This is a genomic window from Pseudomonas sp. PS01301, assembly GCF_029960215.1.
GTDB lineage: Bacteria > Pseudomonadota > Gammaproteobacteria > Pseudomonadales > Pseudomonadaceae > Aquipseudomonas > Aquipseudomonas coleopterorum.
In genome coordinates, this window is the sequence record NZ_JASCPM010000030.1 from 29,040 (window position 1) to 52,689 (window position 23,650).

Sequence of the window (23,650 nt, forward strand, 5' to 3'; positions counted from 1 at the left end):
CAGTGCCGAATCAGTTACGGCTGCTCTCGATCTCCACCAGACGGCTACCGACGAACTTCAAGTACTGACTCATGCCGTTGGACGGTCCATACACCCATTCTTCGATGGGCAGTTCAACGCGCCGATTGATCGGGCCCGAGCGCTCATAGCCAGTCTGTGCCTTGCTCGCGGGAGCACCACACTTCTGCTCGACCTGAACCGTACGATCATTCAGCGACACCAGAGTACTGCCGCAGCGCATCGTCGAGGCGGCGCCCGCCGTGTCGCACAGCGCCAGTAACAAGGGCGCGCAGCTCATCCAAATCAACTTGTTCATTCGGCATCCAGATGCAGTGGGGTGATGATGCGTCCGTCTTTTTCAGCCTGACCCAGGGCCGCATCGATGAAGTACACGCGCTCGTCAGCCAGTTGGCCCTTGTCGACCAGGAAGTCCTTGATGCTGCCCGCGCGCGCCTGACCCAGCTGGCGCAGCAACGCGTTGTTCGACGCCCACGACTTGAGCACTGCTTCACGCAACTTGTCGGCGCGTGCTTTGCTGTCTAGCTGTTGCCATTCCGCCGGCGGCTGGCCTTTGAGTCGCGTGCGGTAGATGGCTTCGAGCATCGGCGGTTTGTCGTCTTCGGGCACCTGCATCTCGGCAGCCGTGGCCGGGACCTTGTCGCCGCGGCGCTGGGCCATCTTATAGTAGGTGCTCTGGTATTCGCGCTCCAGCCGCTGTTGAGCAATCAGCGGGCCGTCGCTGGCCTGGGCGCTGGTGCCCTCGATTTCCAGACGCAAGGTCGGACGTTCCTTCAAGGCGGTCGCCAGCTTCATCAGCGCCGCTTGCGCCTCGGCACTGAGCTCGTCGGAGCCTGGGCGGAACGACACGGTGCTCAGATCCTGCGACCCACCACCACTGACCAGCCCGCCAATGAACTTGAACGGTGCCTGAGCGGCGCGGACCATGAGATTGCGCAGGGTCTGCCAGACGATCGGCATGACGCTGAACTGGGGGCTGTTGAGGTCGCCACTCACCGGCAGCTCGATGGCAATCTTGCCCTCGGAATCCTTGAGCAGCGCAATCGCCAGCCGCAACGGCAGATCCACTGCGTCGGGGCTGTCGACCTTGTCACCCAACTGCAGTTGTTCCACCAGCAGCTTGTTTTCTGCCTTGAGCTGGCCTTTGGTGATCAGGTAGTGCAGATCCAGATTCAGACGGCCCTTGCGAATGCGATAACCGGCGAACTTGCCCGAGTAGGGCGTCAGCGTGGTCAGTTCCACGCGCTTGAAGCTGGTGGTGATGTCCAGGCTGGCCATCGGATCGAAAGGGTTCAGCGCACCGGAAATGGTCACCGGCGCATAGCGATCGACCTTGCCCTGGATGTCGATGCGCGCAGGCTTGGCCTGGCGGTTGTCGATGGTGCCGATGCGCCCGTTGAGTTGCTGGACGGCCGTGGCGAAGTTCGGCGTCAGGCTGAAGTCGGCGAAGTTGGCTGAGCCGTTGTCGATGTCCACGGCGCCGATGCGGATGCCCAGTGGCTTTTCCGAGTTGGCCGGTTTGCCAGCCCGAGCCGGCTCGGCGGGCTGCGCCGGTTGCGGAATCAGCAGGTCGTCGATATTGGTGGTGCGGTCCTCGTTGATCATGAAGCGCGCATACGGCTGCTGCAGCTGGACCCGCTCGATGTCCAGGCGATCGCCGTGGCGATACTCCAGACCGGTCAGGGTCAGGTGCTGCCATTTGACGAAGTCGCGCTCCTTGAGCGTATCGAGCGTGTGCAATTGATCGACTTCGGCGCGACCGGATACGGTCATGGCTAGGGGTTCGGTGCCGGTCAGTTGCACATAGAGATCGCTGTCGAGCATGCCGCTGCGCAGTTCCAGACGAATCAGCGGACTGATGTAGGCCTGCGCGATACGCAGGTCGATGTCCTGAGTGCTGACCTTCATGCGGGCAGCAACCGGCGCCAGACTGACCTCGCCGCTGGCCTGTACACGACCTTGCTTGCCCAGGCCGGTATCGAGCTTGAGGGTGAAGGGCGCGCCGTTGAGGCTGTCGAAGTCATGCAGGTCCAGGTTGAGTGGACCCACGTTTACGGCGACCTCATCGGTAGGCACACGGTCGGCCAGATGCACCTGGTAGTCACGCAGCTGGACATCCTTGAGCAGCACCTGCCAGGGCTTGGCCGGCGAATTCGTCGGTTCTTTGGGTGCTGGCTGCTGCGGTGCCGAGCTTGCGAACAGCTTCTGCCAGTCGAGCTGCCCATCCGCCTCGCGGGCGGCCCAGGTTTCCAGCTTGTGACTGCGTATCCGACCGACACTGACCTGTTGCTTGACCAGGTCGACCGATGTGTCGCTGACGTCCAGGCGCTCGAGTCGAGCCAGGGGACGTCCATCGGGAGCTGCGATCGCGAAGGGCGCGACGCTAAGGGCCACCTTGTCCAGTTTCAGCTCGGTCTGCTTGGCCAGATTGAGGTTGTAATCGGCACTCAGGGTGAACACGCCCTTTTCCAGCACCAACGGCACGCTGTCGCGCACGTACGGCCACCAGACGCTCATCTGCGCATCGGTCACCTTCAGCGATCCCTGGGACGACACCGGGCTCAGGCCGATCCGGCCACGCCAGTCGATACGACCGCCCTGAGGGCTGTTGGCAACCAGGGTCATGTCGGCATGATCGTCTGGCAGCGTGCTGAGGTTCTGCAGCTCCAGATTCATCGAGTCGTATAGAAATTCGATGGGTTGGCTGGGGCGCAGATCCTTGAAATGCAAACGCCCATCGACCAGCTTGATGCTGCCGATGCGCAAGGCGAAGGGCTCGGAAGGCGCGTCCTGCTCGGCAGCGGTATCGCTGGCCGGAAGCTTGAACAGAGCGCTCAGGTTCAGTTTGCCGCTTTTGTCGAACAGTACTTGAGTCTGCGGTCTGTCCAGTTCCACTGCGACCAGATGCAAGGCGCCGGTCCATAGGCTGTCCACTTGCAGGTTGGCGTACAGCCGCTCGAAACCGATCTGTTCGGCGCCAGGCTCGCCGATCTTCAGCCCCCACAGGGTCAGCTCGAGACTGAACGGATTGAACTCCAGCCGCTGCAACTGTGCAGGCACGGTGGAGTAGGCCGCTAGCTGCTGATTGGCTACCCGCAGCGCTACGCCGGGCAGGATCAGAAAACCGAGCATCGCGTACAGCGCAACCAGCGCCACTAGGGTGGCAGCGGTGCGTTTCAATCCTTTGGACATGGAAATGGGGCCATCTGACGTGATCGGAGGTGCTTGGAGTATGGCACGTCAATGTGGTTCCTATGACTCAGCCCGCGTAAGTCATGGAATTTTCACCAGTTGATGTAGGAAAATTAGAAATTCAGGATCAGCGTCTTCAAGGGTGGCTGGCCGTCGCTTGAGGGGAAATCGGCCGCTGGCGCCAGTACCGAACACTCGCGTACAGGCCGACCGGCTTTTTCGGCGCAGCGCAGCACCTGACCGCGCCAGTCGTCCAGATTGACCTTTGCCAGGTTGTTGCAGCAGACCAGCACACCGTTCTCGGCGGTGGCGAGAATGGCCGGTTTGAGCAGGCTCTGATAATCGCGCAGCAGATCGACCGTACCGAATGCACTTTTTGCCCAGGCCGGTGGATCGAGAAAGACCAGGTCGTACTGACGCTGCGGCAAGCGCGGGTAGGCTGGCAGCTTCTGGCCTCGGCGCGCGGTGATCGGCAGGCCGGCCAACTGGCGTATGGCCGGGAAATAGTCCGACTGGATGAACTGCATGGGCGCAAGCTCGGGGTTCAGCGCCCCGTTCTCGGCACCGACCGCCAGGTTACCTTCGGCAAAGTCCAGGTTGCACACCTCACGGGCACCGCCTGCCGCTGCACTCAAGCCAACGCCGCAGGTATAGGCGAACAGGTTCAACACGCTTTTGCCGGCACTGTGCTGCTTGACCCAGCCGCGCGCATCGCGCAGGTCTAGAAACAGCAACGGGTCCTGGCCAGGATGACGGCCACGCACGCGATAGTTCAGGCCCCATTCACGTCCAACCAGGTCCACCAGCGCGGCGTCTTCGGCGCGATACACCGTGTCTTCCCGATCAATCCGCGAATTGCCCCGTGACCTGTCGTTGTACACCAGCAGTAGCGGTGTCTGCAGATGCTGCTCGACCGCACCGTGCACGGCCAACAGGTCTTCGCGCTCCAGCGTCTGGTGGAAGCTTTGCACCAGCAACTGTGGGCCATAGCGGTCGACGGTCAGGCCACTGGCCCCTTCCTGGCTGCCGTGGAACAGTCGATAGCAATCGGTACCCTGTTCATGCAATGAGTCGAGCAATGACGAACGAGCGTCGAGGGCGGCGCGCAGCGCCTGGATCAAAGCGGGCATGCACGGCGCCTGACGAAAAAAGGAGGGTGGCAATTCTACCTCAATTGCCCGGTGCTGCGAGGGATCGCACGGTCGCGGCGCTGTCCAGCAGCGTCGCGACCGTGTGAGGGTCAGCCGCGGTGACGGCCGCGGAAGTAGTTGATCAAGCCTTGGGTCGAAGCATCCTCGGCAGTCGTTTCGTTTTCACCGATCAGACGCTGGTAGACACCCTTGCCCAATTCCTTGCCCAGTTCCACGCCCCACTGATCGAAGGCGTTGATGCCCCACAGCACGCTCTGCACGAACACCTTGTGCTCATACATTGCAACCAGCGCGCCCAGGCGACGTGGGCTGATGCGCTCGACCACCAGGGTGTTGCTCGGACGGTTGCCGGGAATGACCTTGTGCGGCGCCAGCTTCTGCACGTCTTCCTCGGCCATGCCGCGTTCGCGCAGTTCGGCTTCCGACTCGCTGCGGCTCTTGCCCAGCATCAGCGCCTGGCTCTGCGACAGGCAGTTGGCGAACAGCCACTGATGGTGGTCGGCAACCGGGTTGAAGCTGACCACCGGGACGATGAAGTCGGCCGGGATCATGTGAGTGCCTTGATGCAGCAGCTGGTGATACGCATGCTGACCGTTGCAGCCGACGCCGCCCCAGATGACCGGGCCGGTATCGATATTCACCGGCGTGCCGTCCTGGCGTACGCTCTTGCCGTTGGATTCCATGTCCAATTGCTGCAGGTGCTTGGTGATGTTGCGCAGGTAGTGGTCGTACGGCAGGATCGCGTGGCTCTTGGCATCCCAGAAGTTGCCGTACCACACGCCCAGCAGGGCCAGCAGCACCGGCATGTTCTGTTCGAACGGCGCCGACTGGAAATGCTGGTCCATGGTGTAGGCGCCCGACAGCAGCTCCTTGAAGTTGGCCATGCCGATCGACATGGCGATCGGCAAGCCGATGGCCGACCACAGCGAATAGCGCCCACCCACCCAGTCCCACATCGGGAAGATGTTTTCCTCGCGGATACCGAACTCCACAGCGGCGGCATTGTTGCTCGACACGGCGATGAAGTGACGGTACAGCTCGGCTTCCGAACCACCCTGTGCCAGGTACCAGCCCCGCGCGGCCTGGGCGTTCTTCAAGGTTTCCAGGGTGCTGAACGACTTGGAGGAAACGATGAACAGGGTCGTCTCGGCACGCAGCTTGGCCGACAGCTCGTGGAATTCGCTGCCGTCGATGTTGGCCAGGTAGTGACAGCGCACGCCTTTTTGCGCGTACGGCAGGAGGGCTTCGGAGACCAGCTCAGGGCCGAGGAAGGAGCCACCGATACCGATGTTCACCACGTCGGTGATCGGCTTCTCGGTATAGCCGCGCCACAGGCCGTCATGGATGCGCGTGACCAGCTCGGTGATCTGGTTGAGAACCTTGTGCACGTCCGGCATCACGTTGACGCCATTGACGTTGAGCTTGTCGCCAACCGGACGGCGCAGCGCGGTGTGCAGAGCCGGGCGACCTTCGGAAGCATTGAGCAGCTCGCCGGCGAACATCGCTTTGATGGCGCCTTGCAGATCCACTTCGTTGGCCAACTCGACCAACAGGTCGCGGGTCTGCGTGTCGATCAGGTTTTTCGAATAGTCGAGGAACAGGCCGCAGGCGCTCAGGGAGAAATGCTCGAAACGCTGAGGGTCGGCGTTGAAGGCATCGCGCATGCTGAAGTCTTTCATGGCAGCGCGGTGCTGGGTTAGCGCCTGCCAAGCGGGCAGGGTAGTCACATCGTGCGGGGTTCGGTAGTACGCCATCGCTGCAAATTTCCTTTTTCTTGAACTGCCTTTGGACATTGGAACGCTCGGCCGGTTGCGTGCCTGTTGCATCAAAAGATCCAACAGGCGGCCAGGGTCATTGCGGGCCACTGATCGGCTGCCAATGCACGGTTCGGACGCTGCACCACCTTAAACCGCCGCGCGCATTCTGTCTGCGCCTAGTGGCCGGTGCGTGAACGACTTTCGAGCGGTCGCGGTTCAGCCGTGCTGAGGATCGTGATCGAGGTCCAGGTGCAGGTTGTCGATCAGTCGCGTGGTACCCAGGTTGGCCGCGACCAGAATGACCAGATCGCGGTCATCGGCCGTGGCTGGCCGCAGGGTCAGTGCGTGACGTACTTCCAGATACTCGGGCACGAAGCCCGCTTGTGCAATGACTTGCCTGGCCTGGTCCAGCAGCAGCGGATAGTCGCGACGACCCTGGCTGATCTGTGCCGCCACCTGACTGAGCACCTGGTACAGCAGCGGTGCCTGGGCACGTTGTTCTTTGCTCAGATAACCGTTGCGCGACGACAGCGCCAGGCCGTCTTCGGCACGCACGGTCGGCTCACCGATGATCTGGATCGGCATGTTGAGATCGCGCACCAGCGCCCGAATGACCGCCAGTTGCTGATAGTCCTTCTGACCAAAGACGGCCAGATCCGGCTGGACCATGTTGAACAGCTTGCTGACCACCGTCGTCACGCCTTCGAAGTGGCCGGGACGGCTGGTACCGCACAGACCTTCGGACAGTTGAGGAACGCTCACACGGGTCTGCCCGGCCATGCCGTCGGGGTACATCTCGGCAGCCGAAGGTGCGAACAGCAGACTGCAGCCTGCCTGCACCAGCCGCTCCTGATCGGCAGCCAGGGTACGCGGGTATTTGTCCAGATCTTCGCTGGGTCCGAACTGCAACGGGTTGACGAAGATACTGGCCACCACGAAATCGACACGCTGGGTGGCCTTGGCGACCAGCGCCGCATGGCCGCTGTGCAGGTTGCCCATGGTCGGCACCAGGCCGATACGCTTGCCTTCGCCACGGGCGCGGGCCACGGCGGCGCGCAGTTCACGGACGGTCTTGACGGTGTTCATGAGGCGAATCCATGTTCAGGTGCAGGGAAATCAACCGCCTTGACGGCGTTCACATAGGCGCGCAGGGCGCCTTGAATATCGCTCTGCCCGGTCATGAAGTTTTTCACGAAGCGTGGCACGCGGCCGCTCAACGACAACCCGAGCATGTCGTGCAGCACCAGCACCTGGCCATCGACGGCGCTGCCGGCGCCGATGCCGATGACCGGAATCTTCACCGCCTGGGCAATGTCGGCTGCCAGTTCGACGGGCACGCACTCGAGCAGCAGCATGGCCGCGCCGGCCTGTTCCAGGGCGATGGCATCGGCACGCATCTGGCGTGCCTGGATATCCTGGCGTCCCTGCACCTTGTAGCCGCCGAGCAGGTTGACCGATTGTGGGGTCAGGCCCAGGTGGACACACGCGGGAACACCCCGCTCGGCGAGAAGGCGGACCGGCTCGGCGAGCCAGGCAGCCCCTTCGAGCTTGACCATGTGTGCCCCGGCCTGCATCAGCAAAGCGCTGTTGGCCAGCGTTTGCTCGCTGGTGGCATAGGCCATGAAAGGCAGGTCGGCCACGATGAACGCGCCTTGGTTGCCACGTTTAACGCTGCCCACATGGTAGGCCATGTCGGCAACGGTCACGGGCAATGTGCTGTCATGCCCCTGCAAAACCATGCCCAGCGAATCGCCCACCAGCAACACTTCGACACCCGCCGCACAGGCGGCGTGGGCGAACGTTGCGTCGTAGCAGGTCAGCATGGTGATCTTTTCACCCTTGAGCTTGAGGCTCTGCAGGGTGGTCAGGGTGATTTCGGGCATGAAAAAAATCCTCGGACTGGCGCTGTGTCGACACAACATCATCTGTCGTGATGTTTGGAAACCCACGCATAAACGTTGGTTTCGCGCCGTTTGGCACCTCAGGGTGCAACGGGCCGCCTATAGTCGTGAGCACGACCGGGGAAGTCAATTGGGTTGAAGGCCTCTTCGCGGGCAGAGCCCACTCCCACAGGTCCGGAAGCCCAATCCAACACGTTCTTTGTGGGAGCGGGGCGGGCGGCGAGCCCTCTGCCCGGGAAGAGACCTCACCGGCGCTACAGCTTGTCCAGCCCCACGAACGGGCAGGCAGCCAGAAGCGCGCGCAGGCTGCGGCCATCGGCCAATACGAATGCCTCGTCCACCAGCTCGGCCAACGGATACAGCACGAACGCGCGTGCGTGCAGATGGTAGTGCGGCACCTTGAGGCGAGGCTCGTCGATCACCCGATCGGCATAGGTGATGATGTCCAGGTCCAGAGTACGCGGCCCCCAGCGCTCGCCACGCTCACGGCCTTGATCGCTCTCGATCGCCTGCAGTGCGTCGAGCAATGCCAGTGGGGCCAGCTCGGTGTCCAGCGCCGCCACGGCATTGGTGTAGCGAGGCTGGCCTGGCAGCAGTGAATCGCTGGTATAGAACGATGAAGTTTCGACCAGTCGGGTATCCGGCAGCCCAGCCATGGCGTGCAGGGCATCTCGCAGTTGCCGTTGCGGGCTGTCCAGATTGCTGCCCAGCCCGATGTGTATCCGCACCATGCTTATTCGTCGGCCTCGCCACGCTTGCTGCGTTTGGCGCCGGTACGACGACGCTTGCGTGGCGCGCCAGACTCGTCCTTGCCACCCAGGTCGGCGATCATGTCGCGGCGTTCACTGTCGTTGCAGTCCTGATAGTCGGTCCACCATTCGCCCAGGCCGTCGGTTTCTTCGCCGGCCTTTTCGCGCAGCAACAGGAAGTCGTAGCCGGCGCGGAAACGTGGATTGTCGAGCAACAGGTCGGCGCGCTTGCCACTGCGCCGCGGCAGACGTTCCTGCATGTCCCAGATCTCGCGGATCGGAATGGTGAAACGTTTGGGAATGGCGACGCGTTGGCACTGTTCGGCAATCAGCTCGTGCGCTGCCTCCTGCATCGCCGGGATCGGTGGCATGCCGCGGCTTTGCAGGCGCAGTACGCGCGCTGGCAGCGCCGGCCAGAGCAGGGCGGCGAACAGGAAGGCAGGGGTGACCGGCTTGCCTTGCTTGATGCGCAGGTCGGTATTGCGCAACGCCTCGCTGATCAGCGTGTGCGTGTAGGTCGGCGTGTCTTCCAGAGCCTGGGTGGTGGCCGGGAACAACGAGTCGAACAGTTGCAGATCGACCAGCATCTCGAAGGTGTCAGCCGCGTAGCCGGACAGGAATAGCTTGAGTACTTCCTCGAACAGGCGTGCCGAGGGTATCTCGCGCAGCATCGGCGCCAGTTCGCGAATCGGCGCAGCGGTGTGCTTCTCGATGCCGAAGTCCAGCTTGGCGGCGAAGCGCACGGCGCGCAGCATCCGCACCGGATCTTCCTGATAGCGCTGGGTCGGATCGCCGATCAGGCGAATCAGGCGGTTGCGCACATCGTGCACGCCATTGGCGTAGTCCAGGATCCGTTCGCTGACCGGATCGTAGTACAAGGCATTGATGGTCAGGTCGCGGCGCTGGGCGTCGTCTTCCAGGGTGCCGTAGACGTTGTCGCGCAGGATGCGCCCGCTTTCGCTGCTTGAGGAGCGATGGACATCCTGTTCGTCATCTTCTTCCGGATGATTGGCACGGAAGGTTGCGACTTCGATGATCTCGCGGCCGAAATGGATATGTACGAGCTTGAAGCGCCGGCCGATCACGCGCGCGTTGCGGAACTCGGCACGGACCTGTTCGGGCGTGGCGCTGGTGGCGACGTCGAAATCCTTGGGCACGATGCCCAGCATGAGGTCACGTACGCAACCGCCTACCAGATAGGCCTGATAACCCGCGCTCTGCAGGCGCTCGACGATGCCCACGGCGTGGCGGCTGAACTGGCTGCGTTGCAGCGAGTGTTGACCAGCATTGAGCACTTCGGGCGTGGTGCGCCGGTGCTGCGGGTGACGCGCGGGAGTATTCAAAGACTTGAACAGCTTCTTCAGCATGGGATGCACTGTTTGAAGGGATTTTCGGCCATATACGAAGAACGACCGCATGATGGGCGGGGATTCTAGCATTTAGTCGAGGGATGGTGTAGGAGGCAGCGCCGGTCGGCGCAAGCGGCAGGACAAAAGCCGGAAACTACAAGGGGAGCCGAAGCTCCCCAAGAAGTAGTTGCGTGCTCTGTTTTTATTTTTTGTCGGGCTTCTTGTTTTTGTTGAGTGCCCTGTCCACCGAACCTGGGTTCGGGGGTGGCTCCCTATTCGGGAGCAAGAGCAAACGGATTGCTTTGGTCGCTGTGCTGTGATGATCGCGGTGATCCAACCAGTTCTGGCTTCTGCTTCAAAGCAGTTGTTGTAGTTCTCTGCCTGGCTGCGGGTTTCCCCAAAAACAACGCCTCTCCAAAAGAATCAGTTAGCTGCGCCTCCGCCGTGTTGTTCTTGTTATGCGTGAGTCGATTCGTCTTGTTCTTGTTATGGGTTTGCTTGCTTGTTGTTGTTCTTGTACCAGAGATATAGCAGGTCCCATGCCAACTTTTGCGAGTCCCTGTAGAACGGGGCTTTGCGGGTAAAAGGCCGGTGGTCGAGGGTCAGAATCGACCCGGGATTCGTTACCGATGGAACCGTGTTTTGTTACGTCGCAGGCCTAGGGTAACAGTTTGTCACGGCTACCCGTCAAGCCGCGAAACCCGCGGGCTAGAGCTGAAACGTATCAGCTTTCACTGGCCACACTCGACTTGCGCCGCGGGATGCCCAGGCGCTGTCGACGCTCCCACAGACACTTGCGGCTGACGCCCAATTTGCGCGCCAATTCGGTCTCGGTCATGTGGTCTTGATGCTCCAGCACGAAGTGCTGGAAATAATCTTCCAGAGAAAGATCTTCGGTGGGGTCGTGAGCGGTGTTGTTGGCCCCGTTCGGTTGGGAAGGCAGGCCGACGAAGTCATCGGTGTCCTGCAGATCGGCGAGTTCGATGTCGATGCCCAGCAGCTCGGCCGATATCTCGGTGCTCTCGCTGAGGATCACCGAGCGCTCGACGGCGTTTTCCAGTTCGCGTACGTTGCCCGGCCAGGAATACTGCCGAATCGCCTGCTCGGCATCGGCGGCGAAACGCAGGTCGGTACGTCCGATCCGGGCGCTCTGGCGAATCAGGAACGCCTTGGCGATCTCGCCGACATCGGCACCGCGCTCGCGCAATGGCGGCAGCTTCAGCGCGATCACGTGCAGGCGGTAATAGAGGTCCTCACGGAACTGGCCCAGCTTGGCCAGGCTTTTCAGGTCACGGTGAGTCGCGGCAATCAGGCGAACGTCGACTTTCTGCGACTGTACCGAGCCCACGCGGCGAATCTCGCCTTCCTGCAAGACCCTGAGCAGACGTGCCTGAGCCTCTAGGGGCAGCTCGCCGATCTCGTCGAGAAACAGCGTTCCGCCATCGGCGGCTTCGACCAGCCCGGCACGCCCGGCGCTGGCGCCGGTGAAGGCACCTTTCTCATGGCCGAACAGTTCGGACTCGATCAAGGTTTCCGGGATCGCGGCACAGTTGACCGAGATCATCGGCGCCTTCGCACGTTTGGACAGGTTGTGCAGGGCTCGGGCGACCAGTTCCTTGCCAGTGCCCGATTCGCCCTGGATCAACACGTTCGAATCGGTCGGAGCCACCTTGCGGATCTTGCTGTAGAGATCCTGCATGGGCGGGCAGGAGCCGATGATGCCGATATCGCCATTGGCGTTCTGCGCGGCTGGTTTGTCGGCGCCTGGCTTGTTTGCCGGCCGTTCGACGGCCGCCGCCGGTGCGCTTTGCCGATCGCGCAGGATGCGTGCGGCAGCCTGGAGCATTTCATCGTGATCGAAGGGCTTGGCGATGTAGTCGACCGCGCCCATCTTCATCGAGTCAACCGCCGAGCGCAGGCTGGCGTAGCTGGTCATGATGAGTACCGGAGTGCCTTCGCCCAGCTTGATCAGCTCGGTGCCTGGCGCACCGGGCAGGCGCAGGTCGCTGATGATCAGGTCGAACGATGGAATGCTGAACCGCTCCTGTGCTTCCTGCACGGAGCCGGCCTCACTGACCTGATACTGGTTGCGTTCGAGCAGGCGACGCAGGGCAGATCGAATGATGGTTTCGTCTTCGACGATCAAAATATGCGGCATTGATTCTATTCTCTCGACGGTCTCAGTTCACAGCGGACGTCGCTTCGACATGACGCGGCAATGTCACCCGAATCCGGGTACCGCGCTGGCTCTGGATATCGGCCGGGCTGTCGATGGTGATCTGTCCATAATGCTCTTCAACGATGGAATAGACCAGAGCGAGCCCCAGTCCGGTCCCTTCGCCCGGATCCTTGGTGGTGAAGAACGGTTCGAATAACCGGTCCATGATGTTCTTGGGAATGCCGCTGCCCTCGTCTTCGACGATGAGGTCGACGGTCTGTTCGCTCGCCTCGGTCTTGACGCGTACCGCGCCGCCGGCCACCGAGGCGTCCCGCGCATTGGACAACAGATTGATCAGCACCTGTGCCAGGCGTTGTGGATCGCCCACGGCCCAGTGCTCGGGGTCGCACAGGTTGTAGAACTGGATCTCGAAGTTGCGGCGGTTCAGGGCCAGCAGGCCAATGGCATCCTGCGCCACCTGGGCCAGGTTGACCGGCTCATCGCTGTGCTGGTGTCCACCGGCATGGGCAAAACTCATCAGCGACTGGACGATGCGCGACACGCGCTTGGTCTGTTCGAGAATCTGGCTGCTCAGTTCGGTGATCTCGGCGTCTTCCTCGCGCTCTTCGCGCAGGTTCTGCGCCAGGCAGGCGATGCCGGTGATCGGGTTGCCGATCTCGTGGGCCACCCCGGCCGCCAGCCTGCCGATGCTGGCCAGGCGTTCGGAATGCACCAGCTTGTCTTCGAGCATCTGCGTTTCGGTCAGGTCCTCGACCAGCACCACCAGGCCACTGTTGCCCGGTGCCAGTGGCTCATCGATGGCGGCCTTGTGCAGGTTCAGCCAACGGGTCTGCCCATCCAGAGCCAAGCGTTGCTTGTGCAAATGTTCGTCGGGCACGTTGATGAAGTCGATCAGCAGGCTGCGCCATGGCTGGCTGATGGTCACCAGGCGCGAGCCGACCACGTGCTGGGCAGGCACCCCGGTCAGGTCCTCCATGGCCTTGTTCCACATCAGGATCTCCTGATCCTTGGCCAGCGAGCAGACGCCCATGGGCAACTCCTGCAGGGTCTGGCGGTGGTAGCGACGCAGCGCATCCAGCTCGGCGGCCAGGCCGGTCAGGCGCGAGTGGTAGTCTTCCAGGCGGCTTTCGATGAAGTGGATGTCTTCGGTCACATAGTTTTCGCTGCCCGACTTGTAGGGCAAAAACGTCTCGACCATGTCCTGGGCCACGCTGGGGCCCATGAGGCCGGACAGGTTGGCCTCGATCCGGTCACGCAGACGGCGCAAGGCGTAGGGCCGTCGCTCGTCGAAGGGCAGGTAGAGATCACGCAGGGCTTGTTCCACCTCCCGCTGGGCAGCCTTGGCGCCCAGCGGTTTGGCCAGCTGCGTGGCGAACTCCTGGGGCGAGGCGGCGTGCAGCTCGCGGCGCTGCGGGCGGCGTACGTTGTCCACCGCACAGGCTTCGGCGGCACTGACCTCTTCGGTGCTGGCAGCGGTGAACAGCGAGATCAGCGTGAACAGCAAGACGTTGGCCGCCAGCGAAGCAATGGCTGCCATGTGCCAGCTGGTGTCGTCGAGCACGTAGATCATGTTCAAGCGCGGAATGTAGAAGCCTTGCAGGTTGCCGATCAGCGGCAAGAGCATGGTCACCATCCAGACCGCCATGCCCGCCAACAGACCGGCGATGAACCCACGGCGATTGGCCGTGGGCCAGTACAGCACCGACAGCACACCCGGCAGGAACTGCAGCGTGGCCACGAAGGCGACGATACCCAGGTGAGCCAGGTCCTGCTTGGCGCCCAGCAGCAGGTAGAAGGCATAGCCGGCCATGATGATGGCGACGATCAAGGCTCGACGCGTCCACTTCAGCCAGCGATAGATATTGCCTTCGGCCGGCGGCTGGTACAGCGGTAGCACCAGGTGGTTGAGCATCATGCCCGACAGCGCCAGGGTGGTGACGATGATCAGCCCACAGGACGCAGAGAGCCCGCCGACATACGCCAGCAGCGCCAGCGCCTGGCTATTGGCGGCGATGCCAACCCCTAGCGTGAAGAATTCCGGATTGGTGGTAACGCCCAGGCGCAGGCCCGCCCAGAGGATCAGCGGCACCGCCAGACTCATCAGCAGCAGGAACAGCGGCAGCCCCCAACTGGCGCTGACCAGCGCACGGGGGTTGAGGTTCTCGGTGAAGACCATGTGGTACATGTGCGGCATGACGATCGCCGACGCGAAGAACACCAGCAGCAGCGTGCGCCAGGGCCCCTCTTGCAGGGGCGCATGCAGCGAAGCCAGCGCGGTCTGGTTCTGCAGCAACCATTGCTCCAAATCGTGCGGGCCGTCGAATACACCGTACAGGGCGTATAGGCCGATACCGCCCACCGCGATCAGCTTGATCACCGATTCGAAGGCAATGGCAAACACCAGTCCCTCGTGCTTCTCGCGGGTCGCGATATGACGCGAGCCGAAAAAGATCGTGAACAAAGTGATGAGCACGCAGAAGCTCAACGCCACTCGATTCTGCACCAGCTCGCCGGTCATGATGCCGATGGAATCGGCAACCGCTTGAATCTGCAGCGCCAGCAACGGCAGTACGCCGACCAGCATGAACACGGTAGTCAGCGCGCCGGCCCAGGTGCTGCGGAAGCGAAAGGCGAACAGGTCGGCCAGCGATGACAGCTGATAGGTGCGCGTGACCTTGAGTATCGGATACAGCAGCACCGGCGCCAGCAGAAAGGCGCCGGACACTCCCAGGTAGCAGGCCAGAAAACCATAGCCATACTGATAGGCCAGGCCAACCGTGCCATAGAATGCCCAGGCGCTGGCGTAGACGCCCAGTGACAGGGTGTAGGTCAACGGATGGCGAATGATCGCCCGCGCGATCATGCCGCGTTCGCTGACCCAGGCTACCGCGAACAGCACCAGCAGGTAGGCCGCGCTGACCAGCAACATCTGGGTAAGGCTAAAGCTCATCGGCATCACGCTGGCTCTGCAGGATAAAGGTCACCACGATCAGAATCAGCCATAGCAGGTAGGGTCGATACCACGCACCGGTGGGCTCGATCCACCAGTCCATGATGGCGGGGGAGAACAGGTAGATCCCCACCACCAGAAGCAGGACCAATCGATAGATATACATGCTGGCCTCAGGGTAGGGTCGTGTGCAAAAACGGTGCGGCGATGGTAGCGGATCGGCGTGTCGCTGCGAAGGGGCGGGTATGACCCGGCTGCCGATCACTCGCCCAGCTGCGCCTCTGCCACCGTGCGCACACGGGGAATCGCATCACTGTTCCAATGCGCCACGCCCCAGCCCAGCACATCCTGAACGCTGCCGTCGGCCAGATCGGCCTCAGGTGCCTGGCCCAGCGCGCGCAGGGCACGCACCAGCAGGGGAGCTGCCTGATCCGGATCCAGGGGAGGAGATCGGTAACTTTTGCCCAGCTTGTTGCCATCGGGCTGAATGATCAAAGGGACATGCAGGTACCGCGGTTGTGGTAACCCCAGCAACTCCTGCAGATACAGATGGCGCGGTGTCGAATCCAGCAGGTCGGCACCGCGAACGATATCCGTCACCCCCTGCCAGGCATCATCCAGCACCACCGCCAGTTGATAGGCATACAGACCGTCGCGACGACGGATGACGAAGTCCCCCGACTCGTGGCCCAAATGCTGCGAATACGCACCCTGCACTCGGTCCTCGAAGCGATACAGCAGTTCCGGAACGCGCACGCGGATGGCTGCATCCTCGGTCGAGTGCCCGGCATTGCGACAGGTGTCGGGATAGATGCCTTGATAGGGTTCCAGCTGTTTGCGCGAGCAGGTACAGGCATAGGCCAGCCCCTGTGCGAGCAAGCGATCGATCACCTGCTGGTAGGCGTCATGACGCAGGCTCTGATAGACCACCTCGCCATCCCAGTGCAACCCGTAGCTGTCCAGCGTCTGGAGGATGGCTGCCGGGGCACCGGCGACTTCCCGCGGCGGATCGAGGTCCTCCATGCGCACCAGCCAGCGACCGCCCGCAGCGCGTGCGTCCAGCCAGGACGCCAGGGCGGCCACCAGGGAGCCGAAATGCAGGTAGCCGCTCGGAGTCGGGGCGAAGCGACCTATATAAGGAGGGGTTGTCATGGGTGCAGGATTCTACGGGCAATACAGATACAAAGGGGCGCCGTGGCGCCCCTTTGTCGACAGGTCATTTGCCGACCTGTTTTTCCTTGATTTCCGCCAAGGTCTTGCAGTCGATGCACAGATCGGCGGTCGGACGTGCCTCAAGGCGGCGAATGCCGATCTCGATGCCGCAGGATTCGCACCAGCCGTACTCTTCGTCCTCGATCAACTGCAGCGTCTTGTCGATCTTCTTGATCAACTTGCGTTCACGATCGCGAGCGCGCAATTCGAGGCTGAATTCCTCTTCCTGACTGGCCCGATCGGCCGGGTCAGGAAAGTTGGCGGCTTCGTCCTTCATGTGGTCGACGGTGCGATCCACTTCCTGCATCAAGTCCTGTTTCCACTTGTTCAGGATCTTGGTGAAGTGAGCACGCATCGGCTTGCCCATGTACTCCTCGCCCTTCGTCGGAACGTAGGGAGCGAAACCGGACAAGTTGCCAGTGTTTTGTTGCTTTTCATTGGTGGGCATGAATCAACCGCCTCTCGCTCTACTAATCCATTGCGCAGGATGATCCTTCTCCGGCACCCGCCGGCCCTGCGACTGCAAGCCGGCGAACTTACCAGATCGAACCAGCACGCGCTACTCCCGGTTGTCGTGCCTGGAACGCCTGCGTCGCAGGCACGATGTGGTGGGTTTCGATCGCGCGTTCGGTGAAACGTTCGATGCAAAGGTTCGGTAGAATCGGCTTTTTTCGCTGCCACAAGGAATCCCCATGGCTCCGCTCTACAGCGCACGCAGTCGCGCCATCGAACCGTTTCACGTGATGGCGCTACTGGCCCGGGCCAATGAACTGCAGAGCCAGGGGCACGATGTGATCCACCTGGAAATCGGCGAGCCGGACTTCACCACGGCCGCCCCCATCGTTGCTGCCGGACAGGCCGCATTGGCCGCCGGGCATACCCGCTACACCGCTGCACGGGGGCTGCCGGCGCTGCGCGAAGCCATCTCCGGGTTCTATCGACAGCGCTACGACCTGGACATCGACCCCCAGCGCATCATGATCACCCCAGGCGGCTCGGGCGCCTTGCTGCTGGCGGCCAGCCTGCTGGTCGATCCCGGCAAGCACTGGCTTCTGGCCGACCCCGGCTACCCGTGCAATCGGCACTTCCTGCGCCTGGTCGAAGGCGCTGCCCAACTGGTCCCGGTGGGTCCTGCACAGCGCTATCAACTCAACGCCCAACTGGTGGCGCAGCACTGGGACGAGCACAGCGTCGGAGCCTTGGTGGCGTCCCCGGCCAACCCCACCGGCACGTTACTGGATCGCGACGAATTGCGTGCCTTGAGCCAGGCCGTGAAGGATCGCCAGGGCCATCTTGTGGTCGACGAGATCTATCACGGTTTGACCTATGGCACGACCGCCGCCAGTGTGCTGGAAGTGGATGACGATGCCTTCGTCCTAAATAGTTTTTCCAAGTATTTCGGGATGACCGGTTGGCGCCTCGGCTGGCTGGTTGCACCCCCGCAGGCTATCCCCGAACTGGAAAAACTGGCGCAGAACCTGTACATCAGCGCCCCGAGCATGGCGCAGCATGCGGCACTGGTCTGCTTCGAGCCGGCCACGCTGGAGATCTTCGAACAGCGCCGCGAAGCATTCGGCCAGCGCCGCGATTATCTGTTGCCTGCGCTGCGCGACTTGGGCTTCGCCATTGCCGTCGAGCCTGAAGGCGCCTTCTACCTGTACGCCGATATCAGTGCATTCAGCGACGATGCCTTCGCATTCTGCCAATATTTCCTGGAAACCGAGCACGTGGCCTTCACGCCGGGGCTGGACTTCGGTCGTCACAAAGCGGGCCACCATGTCCGCTTCGCCTACACCCAGAGCCTTCCGCGTCTGGAACAGGCCGTGACGCGGATCGCTCGTGGCCTGCAAAGCTGGCAGGCAAGATGATCTTCTCGCCAGCCTTGGAGCAAGGGCGTCTGATCCAGCGCTACAAGCGGTTTCTCGCCGACATCGAGCTTGAAGACGGCGAGCGGCTGACCATTCACTGCCCCAATACCGGCTCGATGCTCAACTGCATGATGCCCGGCGGTCGCGTCTGGTTCACGCGTTCGAGCGACCCCAAACGCAAGTTGCCGGGTACCTGGGAGATCAGTGAAACGCCGCAGGGCCGATTGGCCTGCATCAATACTGCGCGGGCCAATGCGCTGGTAGAGGAAGCGTTGATCGCCGGCCGGATAGCGGAGCTGGCCGGATTCTCTGCATTCAAGCGCGAGGTGCCCTATGGCCAGGAGCGCAGCCGTATCGACTTCCGTCTGGATTACCCGGATGGCTGCGCGTGGGTCGAAGTGAAGAGCGTAACCCTGGGCTTTGCCGACAGCCGCATCGCAGCGTTCCCCGATGCCGTGACCCAGCGAGGCGCCAAGCACCTGCGTGAATTGGCCGCGCTGGCCCGCAGCGGCGTGCGCGCTGTGCAGCTGTATTGCGTCAACATCGATGGCGTGGACGCCGTAAGACCGGCGTCGGAGATCGACGCAGGCTACGCGCTGGCGTTGCGCCAGGCGGTGGATGCCGGTGTCGAGATGTTGGCCTATGGCGTGCACTTGGATTCGTACGAGATCGTCATCGACCGTTGCCTGCCGGTGATCCTGTAACCCTCGCGGGGCAGGGCGCCACGGATCTCCAGGCAAAAAAAGACCCGGCAAAGTGCCGGGTCAATAACCGTGATTAGCCTGATGAGGAGACATCTGAAAGTCCGAACCAAGGGCCTTCCAGAGATCACCAGTCTCGCGACTGGATGTGATAATCATAACGATTCTCATTTAAGAGTCAAGTGCTCTGCGCATTTATTTGCGTTGGCTGTGCAAAATGGGTCTAGAACCTGCCCGGAGGCAGCAGGGCCGCGACCTGACGGTTCAGGCTCTGCTTGCGTTCGCATGACAATTCGCTCCAGTGCACATCCCGCAATGCTCCTTCGATCGCGTAGAGAAGCACCTTCGAAGCACGAAAGCCGCGATGCCTCACCGCGCAGTACGCCTGTACGGCACCTGCCCGGCGAAGATCGGTAGCATTGTGGATACCGACAGCATGAAGCCATTGAGCGGAGGTCTTGCCCAGATTCTTCAGGGCCAGAAGTTCATCGGTCATCAAACCTCCTGGCGTCGGCCAAGGCATGAGAGGGGGAACGATGGGGCAGGCAGCAGCAACCAGTGTAGCGGCGGCAGACCGGCGTGCCGCGTGGCCGGTCTGCTCGGATCGAGCGCTACGGTGTGTTACAGCCCTGGCAGGCGTTGACGGATCTGCTCCACCAATTTATCCAGACTGCCGCTTTCATGGGTTTCCACGCGACGGGTCTGCAGCAGCTCGGCCTCGCTCAAGGGTTCGCGGCTCGCCTGCTGAGCGTCGATCACCGCCTGGGTGGCATCGGAGGGGTCGTCGGAATGGGCCTGACGCTGCTGCAGCCAGCTGGAAATCACCGCTGCCGGCGCGTTGCAATCCAGGATCAGGAAAGGCACCCCGGTGGACTCGGCGATTTGCGCCGCTGCCGCGCGTTGCTCGGCTTTGAGGTACGTCGCGTCTATCACCACTGGCAGGCCGGCGCGCAGTACGTGTTCTGCCAGCTTGTGCAGATGAAGGTAGGTCGCTTCGCTGGTGCTGGCGTCATACAGGCCCGTCTCGGCGGTCTGGGTGCCGAACAAGCGCTTGCGCTCCACGTCCGAGCGCAGGCGGATCGCACCCAGCGCCTCGACCAGGCGCAGAGCAACGTGACTCTTGCCCACTGCCGATACGCCGCTGGTTATGGCCAGGAAGCGCGAGGGGATGGCGCTGTAGCTTTCCGCCAGGTTGGCGTAGTTGCGGTACTGGCGCAGCGTCGTTGCACGCTGTACGCCGGTGGCGTCCGGCGACAGGCTGAACAGCGCCACCTTGGCCCGCACCAGCGCGCGGTAGGCCTTGTAGAAGTTCAGCAGTTCGAGGCCTTGGTAATCACCGGTCAGTTCCAGGTAATGACTGATGAAACGCCGCGCCAGGCTCTTCAGACCGCGGTCTTCCAGGTCCATGGCCAGAAAGGCGATGTCGGCATAGACGTCGGTGAAACGGAACGGCTCGTTGAACTCGATGCAGTCGAAGATCACCACTTCGCCATCGATGACGGTAGCGTTGCCCAAGTGGATGTCACCATGGCACTCGCGGATGAACCCTTCTTGCTTGCGCAGCGCCAGTAGCGGTTCCAGGCGCACATAACTGCTTTGTGCCCAGGCCTGCAAGGCATCCAGCTGGGCCAGGTCATCCTTGTCGGTGAGGAACGGGCGAATCTGTTCGAAGTTCTGTTCGACCGGAGCCATCGCCGCCTTCGGCGTGCCGGCTTCGTGCGTATCGGCGACCACGGGGGCCGCACGATGGAAGTCGGCAATCTGCCGTGCCAGCGAATCCACATGCGCCTGGGTCAGTTCACCGTTGGCCTGCAGCGTGCTCAACAGATTGCCACCCTCGAACTGGCGCATCTGTAGTGCGTATTCGATCGGCTCACCTTCGCCGCCCAGCACAGGCGCTTCCGCGCTGCCGGTGATCGGCAGCACCTGCAGGTACAGATCGGAGGTCAGGCGCTGATTGAGGCGCAGCTCCTCGGCGCAGAAGTGGGCGCGATCGGCCAGTGCGGAGAAGTCCAGAAACCCGAAGTTCATCGGTTTCTTGATCTTGTAGGCGTAGGGGCCGGTCAGTATCACCCAGGAAATGTGCGTCTCGATGACCTGGAACCCTTCCACCGGATGCGGGTACAGGGCCGGGTTTTGCAGGGCGGCGATCAGGGTCTGGCTCACAGGCGATCCTTCATAGGCTGGGATGATTTCAAGGCCGTCATTATGGCCAGTGTCTGCGGTGATGCAAACCGCCAACGGTCCCTGCCCGCGACAAATCAAAGTGCGTATAATCCGCCGCCATGACTCGAACCCGATCTTCCCGTACCCCTAAAAAACCCCCATCTGGCGGCCTGCGCACCTGGCTCGGCTGGGGCCTCAAGCTGGGCCTGGTAGGCCTGGTGATCCTCGCCGGCTTCGCCGTCTACCTGGACGCCGTTGTCCAGGAGAAATTCTCCGGCAAGCGCTGGACCATCCCGGCCAAGGTGTACGCCCGCCCGCTGGAATTGTTCGTCGGCCAGAAGCTGGCCAAGAATGATTTCCTGACCGAGCTCGATGCGCTCGGCTACCGTCGGCAAACCACCGTCGATGGTCCGGGCACCGACTCGGTCAACGGCAATACGGTCGACCTGAACACCCGTGGCTTCCAGTTCTACGAAGGGCTGGAACAGCCCCAGGCCGTGCGTGTGAAGTTCTCCGGCGATTACGTCTCGGAACTCAGCGGCAGCGGTGGCAAGAAGGTCGCAGTAGTGCGTCTCGAACCGTTGCTGATCGGTGGCCTGTACCCGAAAAACCTCGAGGACCGCATTCTGATCAAGCTCGATCAAGTGCCACCTTATCTGCTCGACACCCTGGTGACCGTCGAGGATCGCGACTTCTACCATCACTTTGGCGTCTCGCCCAAGTCCATCGCCCGCGCCATCTGGGTCAATACCTCCTCCGGCGCCATGCGCCAGGGTGGCAGTACCCTGACCCAGCAGTTGGTGAAGAACTTCTACCTGACCAACGAGCGCAGCCTGACCCGCAAGCTGACCGAAGCGATGATGGCGGTGCTGCTGGAACTGCACTACGACAAGGGTGAAATCCTCGAGGCCTATCTCAACGAGGTTTTCGTCGGCCAGGACGGCCAGCGCGCCGTGCATGGTTTCGGTCTGGCCAGCCAGTTCTTCTTCAGTCAGCCGTTGTCCGAGCTCAAGCTGCACCAGGTGGCATTGCTGGTGGGTATGGTCAAGGGCCCGTCCTCCTATAACCCGCGCCGCAATCCCGAGCGGGCCCTGGAACGCCGCAACCTGGTGCTCGACCTGCTGGCGCAGCAGGGCGTGGCGACTCAGGAGGCGGTCGACGCCGCCAAGAAGATGCCCTTGGGCGTGACCAAGCGCGGCAGCCTGGCCGACAGCTCGTTCCCCGGCTTCCTCGACCTGGTCAAGCGCCAGTTGCGCGACGATTATCGCGACGAAGACTTGACCGAAGAAGGCCTGCGGATCTTCACCAGTTTCGACCCGATCCTGCAGATGAAGGCCGAATCGTCGGTTACCGACACCTTCAAACGCCTGGCCGGGCGCAAAGGCGCCGATGAAGTCGAGGCGGCCATGGTCGTGACCAACCCCGAAAGCGGCGAAGTGCAGGCTTTGGTCGGCAGCCGCGTACCGGGTTTCGCCGGTTTCAACCGCGCGCTCGATGCAGTGCGTCCCATCGGCTCGCTGATCAAGCCGGCGGTGTACCTGACCGCGCTTGAGCAGCCTAGCAAATACACCCTGACCAGTTGGGTGCAGGACGTACCGTTTTCGGTCAAGGGCGCAGACGGTCAGATCTGGAAGCCGCAGAACTACGAACGCAATTCCAATGGCACGGTGTTCCTGTATCAGGGCCTCGCCCATTCCTACAACCTGTCGACGGCCCGCCTGGGCCTGGATCTGGGCGTGCCCAACGTGCTCAAGACCCTCGGCAAGTTGGGTGTGCAAGTCGATTGGCCCGCCTACCCGTCGATGTTGCTGGGGGCGGGCGGCCTGGCGCCGATGCAGGTGGCAACCATGTACCAGACCTTGGCCAATGGCGGTTTCAATACGCCGATGCGGGGCATCCGCAGCGTACTCACGGCCGAAGGCGAACCGCTCAAGCGCTACCCGTTCCAGATCCAGCAGCGCTTCGACCCGGCTTCCATCTACCTGATTCAGAACGCCATGCAGCGGGTGATGCGCGAAGGCACCGGACGTTCGGTCTACAACGTGCTGCCGAGCAATCTGAATCTGGCCGGCAAGACCGGCACCAGTAACGACTCGCGCGACAGCTGGTTCGCCGGCTTCAGCCAGGACGTGTTGGCCGTGGTCTGGTTGGGCCGCGACGACAACGGCAAGACGCCGTTCACCGGCGCCACCGGTGCGCTGCAGGTCTGGACCAGTTTCATGAAGAAAGCCGATCCGCTGCCGCTGGATACACCGGTGCCGGAAAACATCGTGCAAGCCTGGGTCGACGCCAAGACCGGACAGGGCTCTGACGCAAGCTGCCCCAACGCCGTGCAGATGCCGTATATTCGCGGCAGCGAACCGACTCCAGGCACCGCATGCGGCGGCGCCAATCCGGCCACCGACGATTCGGTGATGGACTGGGTCAAAGGCTGGTTGAACTAAGCGAAGGGGAATG

Annotated in this window: 18 protein-coding genes; 3 read left to right on the top strand and 15 right to left on the bottom strand. The window is 62.2% G+C overall.

Features of this window, described 5'->3' with window-relative positions:
• Positions 1–10: 10 nt before the first annotated feature.
• From QMX89_RS15765 to dksA, 13 genes are all read right to left on the bottom strand, one after another.
• Positions 11–316, bottom strand: coding sequence for a DUF2845 domain-containing protein (locus QMX89_RS15765; protein ID WP_244156799.1), 306 nt, complete (start codon positions 314–316; stop codon positions 11–13).
• A complete protein-coding gene (locus tag QMX89_RS15770; RefSeq protein ID WP_282348900.1) occupies positions 313–3,210 on the bottom strand; it encodes a DUF748 domain-containing protein in 2,898 nt (965 codons plus the stop codon). Before QMX89_RS15770 ends, QMX89_RS15765 begins: the two co-directional genes overlap by 4 nt.
• Positions 3,211–3,323: 113 nt before the next feature.
• Positions 3,324–4,340 (bottom strand): class I SAM-dependent methyltransferase, encoded by a 1,017-nt coding sequence (locus tag QMX89_RS15775; RefSeq protein WP_282348901.1) that lies wholly within the window; start codon positions 4,338–4,340, stop codon positions 3,324–3,326.
• 110 nt (positions 4,341–4,450) lie between these two features.
• Complete coding sequence (gene pgi / locus QMX89_RS15780; protein ID WP_049858677.1) at positions 4,451–6,115, bottom strand: glucose-6-phosphate isomerase; 1,665 nt, start codon at positions 6,113–6,115, stop codon at positions 4,451–4,453.
• Positions 6,116–6,334: 219 nt separating this feature from the next.
• Entirely contained in the window at positions 6,335–7,204 is an 870-nt protein-coding gene (gene panC / locus QMX89_RS15785) for a pantoate--beta-alanine ligase (RefSeq protein ID WP_282348902.1), read from the bottom strand.
• The gene (panB, locus tag QMX89_RS15790) at positions 7,201–8,001 is read right to left on the bottom strand and encodes a 3-methyl-2-oxobutanoate hydroxymethyltransferase (protein ID WP_282348903.1); all 801 of its coding nucleotides are present in this window, start codon (positions 7,999–8,001) and stop codon (positions 7,201–7,203) included. Before panB ends, panC begins: the two co-directional genes overlap by 4 nt.
• 272 nt (positions 8,002–8,273) lie before the next feature.
• On the bottom strand, positions 8,274–8,750 hold the full coding sequence (gene folK / locus QMX89_RS15795) for a 2-amino-4-hydroxy-6-hydroxymethyldihydropteridine diphosphokinase (RefSeq protein ID WP_282348904.1): 477 nt from the start codon (positions 8,748–8,750) through the stop codon (positions 8,274–8,276).
• A gap of 2 nt (positions 8,751–8,752) precedes the next feature.
• Positions 8,753–10,135, bottom strand: coding sequence for a polynucleotide adenylyltransferase PcnB (locus tag QMX89_RS15800; protein WP_049858681.1), 1,383 nt, complete (start codon positions 10,133–10,135; stop codon positions 8,753–8,755).
• A 706-nt stretch (positions 10,136–10,841) separates the two neighbouring features.
• Positions 10,842–12,275: a sigma-54 dependent transcriptional regulator gene (locus QMX89_RS15805; RefSeq protein WP_134723054.1), complete on the bottom strand. Its 1,434-nt coding sequence runs from the start codon at positions 12,273–12,275 to the stop codon at positions 10,842–10,844.
• Between the two features lie 22 nt (positions 12,276–12,297).
• Complete coding sequence (locus tag QMX89_RS15810) at positions 12,298–15,252, bottom strand: sensor histidine kinase (protein WP_162240103.1); 2,955 nt, start codon at positions 15,250–15,252, stop codon at positions 12,298–12,300.
• Positions 15,236–15,412 carry a hypothetical protein gene (locus QMX89_RS15815; RefSeq protein ID WP_003250005.1) on the bottom strand — a complete coding sequence of 59 codons (177 nt, stop codon included), beginning with the start codon at positions 15,410–15,412 and terminating at the stop codon, positions 15,236–15,238. Before QMX89_RS15815 ends, QMX89_RS15810 begins: the two co-directional genes overlap by 17 nt.
• Positions 15,413–15,507: 95 nt before the next feature.
• Positions 15,508–16,398, bottom strand: a complete 891-nt coding sequence (gluQRS, locus tag QMX89_RS15820) for a tRNA glutamyl-Q(34) synthetase GluQRS (protein WP_282348906.1) — start codon at positions 16,396–16,398, stop codon at positions 15,508–15,510.
• A gap of 64 nt (positions 16,399–16,462) precedes the next feature.
• Positions 16,463–16,906 (bottom strand): RNA polymerase-binding protein DksA, encoded by a 444-nt coding sequence (gene dksA / locus QMX89_RS15825; RefSeq protein ID WP_049858684.1) that lies wholly within the window; start codon positions 16,904–16,906, stop codon positions 16,463–16,465.
• 244 nt (positions 16,907–17,150) lie between these two features.
• Here dksA and QMX89_RS15830 point away from each other — a divergent pair, with 244 nt between their 5' ends.
• Positions 17,151–18,326: a pyridoxal phosphate-dependent aminotransferase gene (locus QMX89_RS15830; RefSeq protein ID WP_282348908.1), complete on the top strand. Its 1,176-nt coding sequence runs from the start codon at positions 17,151–17,153 to the stop codon at positions 18,324–18,326.
• Positions 18,323–19,030 (top strand): DNA/RNA nuclease SfsA, encoded by a 708-nt coding sequence (sfsA, locus tag QMX89_RS15835; RefSeq protein WP_282348909.1) that lies wholly within the window; start codon positions 18,323–18,325, stop codon positions 19,028–19,030. Before QMX89_RS15830 ends, sfsA begins: the two co-directional genes overlap by 4 nt.
• Before the next feature lie 220 nt (positions 19,031–19,250).
• On the opposite strand, the gene QMX89_RS15840 is transcribed toward sfsA, so the two are convergent.
• Positions 19,251–19,523, bottom strand: a complete 273-nt coding sequence (locus QMX89_RS15840; protein ID WP_049858687.1) for a TfoX/Sxy family protein — start codon at positions 19,521–19,523, stop codon at positions 19,251–19,253.
• A 125-nt stretch (positions 19,524–19,648) separates the two neighbouring features.
• Complete coding sequence (locus QMX89_RS15845; RefSeq protein ID WP_282348911.1) at positions 19,649–21,193, bottom strand: bifunctional aminoglycoside phosphotransferase/ATP-binding protein; 1,545 nt, start codon at positions 21,191–21,193, stop codon at positions 19,649–19,651.
• A gap of 119 nt (positions 21,194–21,312) precedes the next feature.
• Here QMX89_RS15845 and mrcB point away from each other — a divergent pair, with 119 nt between their 5' ends.
• Positions 21,313–23,637, top strand: coding sequence for a penicillin-binding protein 1B (gene mrcB, locus QMX89_RS15850; RefSeq protein WP_049858689.1), 2,325 nt, complete (start codon positions 21,313–21,315; stop codon positions 23,635–23,637).
• Positions 23,638–23,650: the final 13 nt, after the last annotated feature.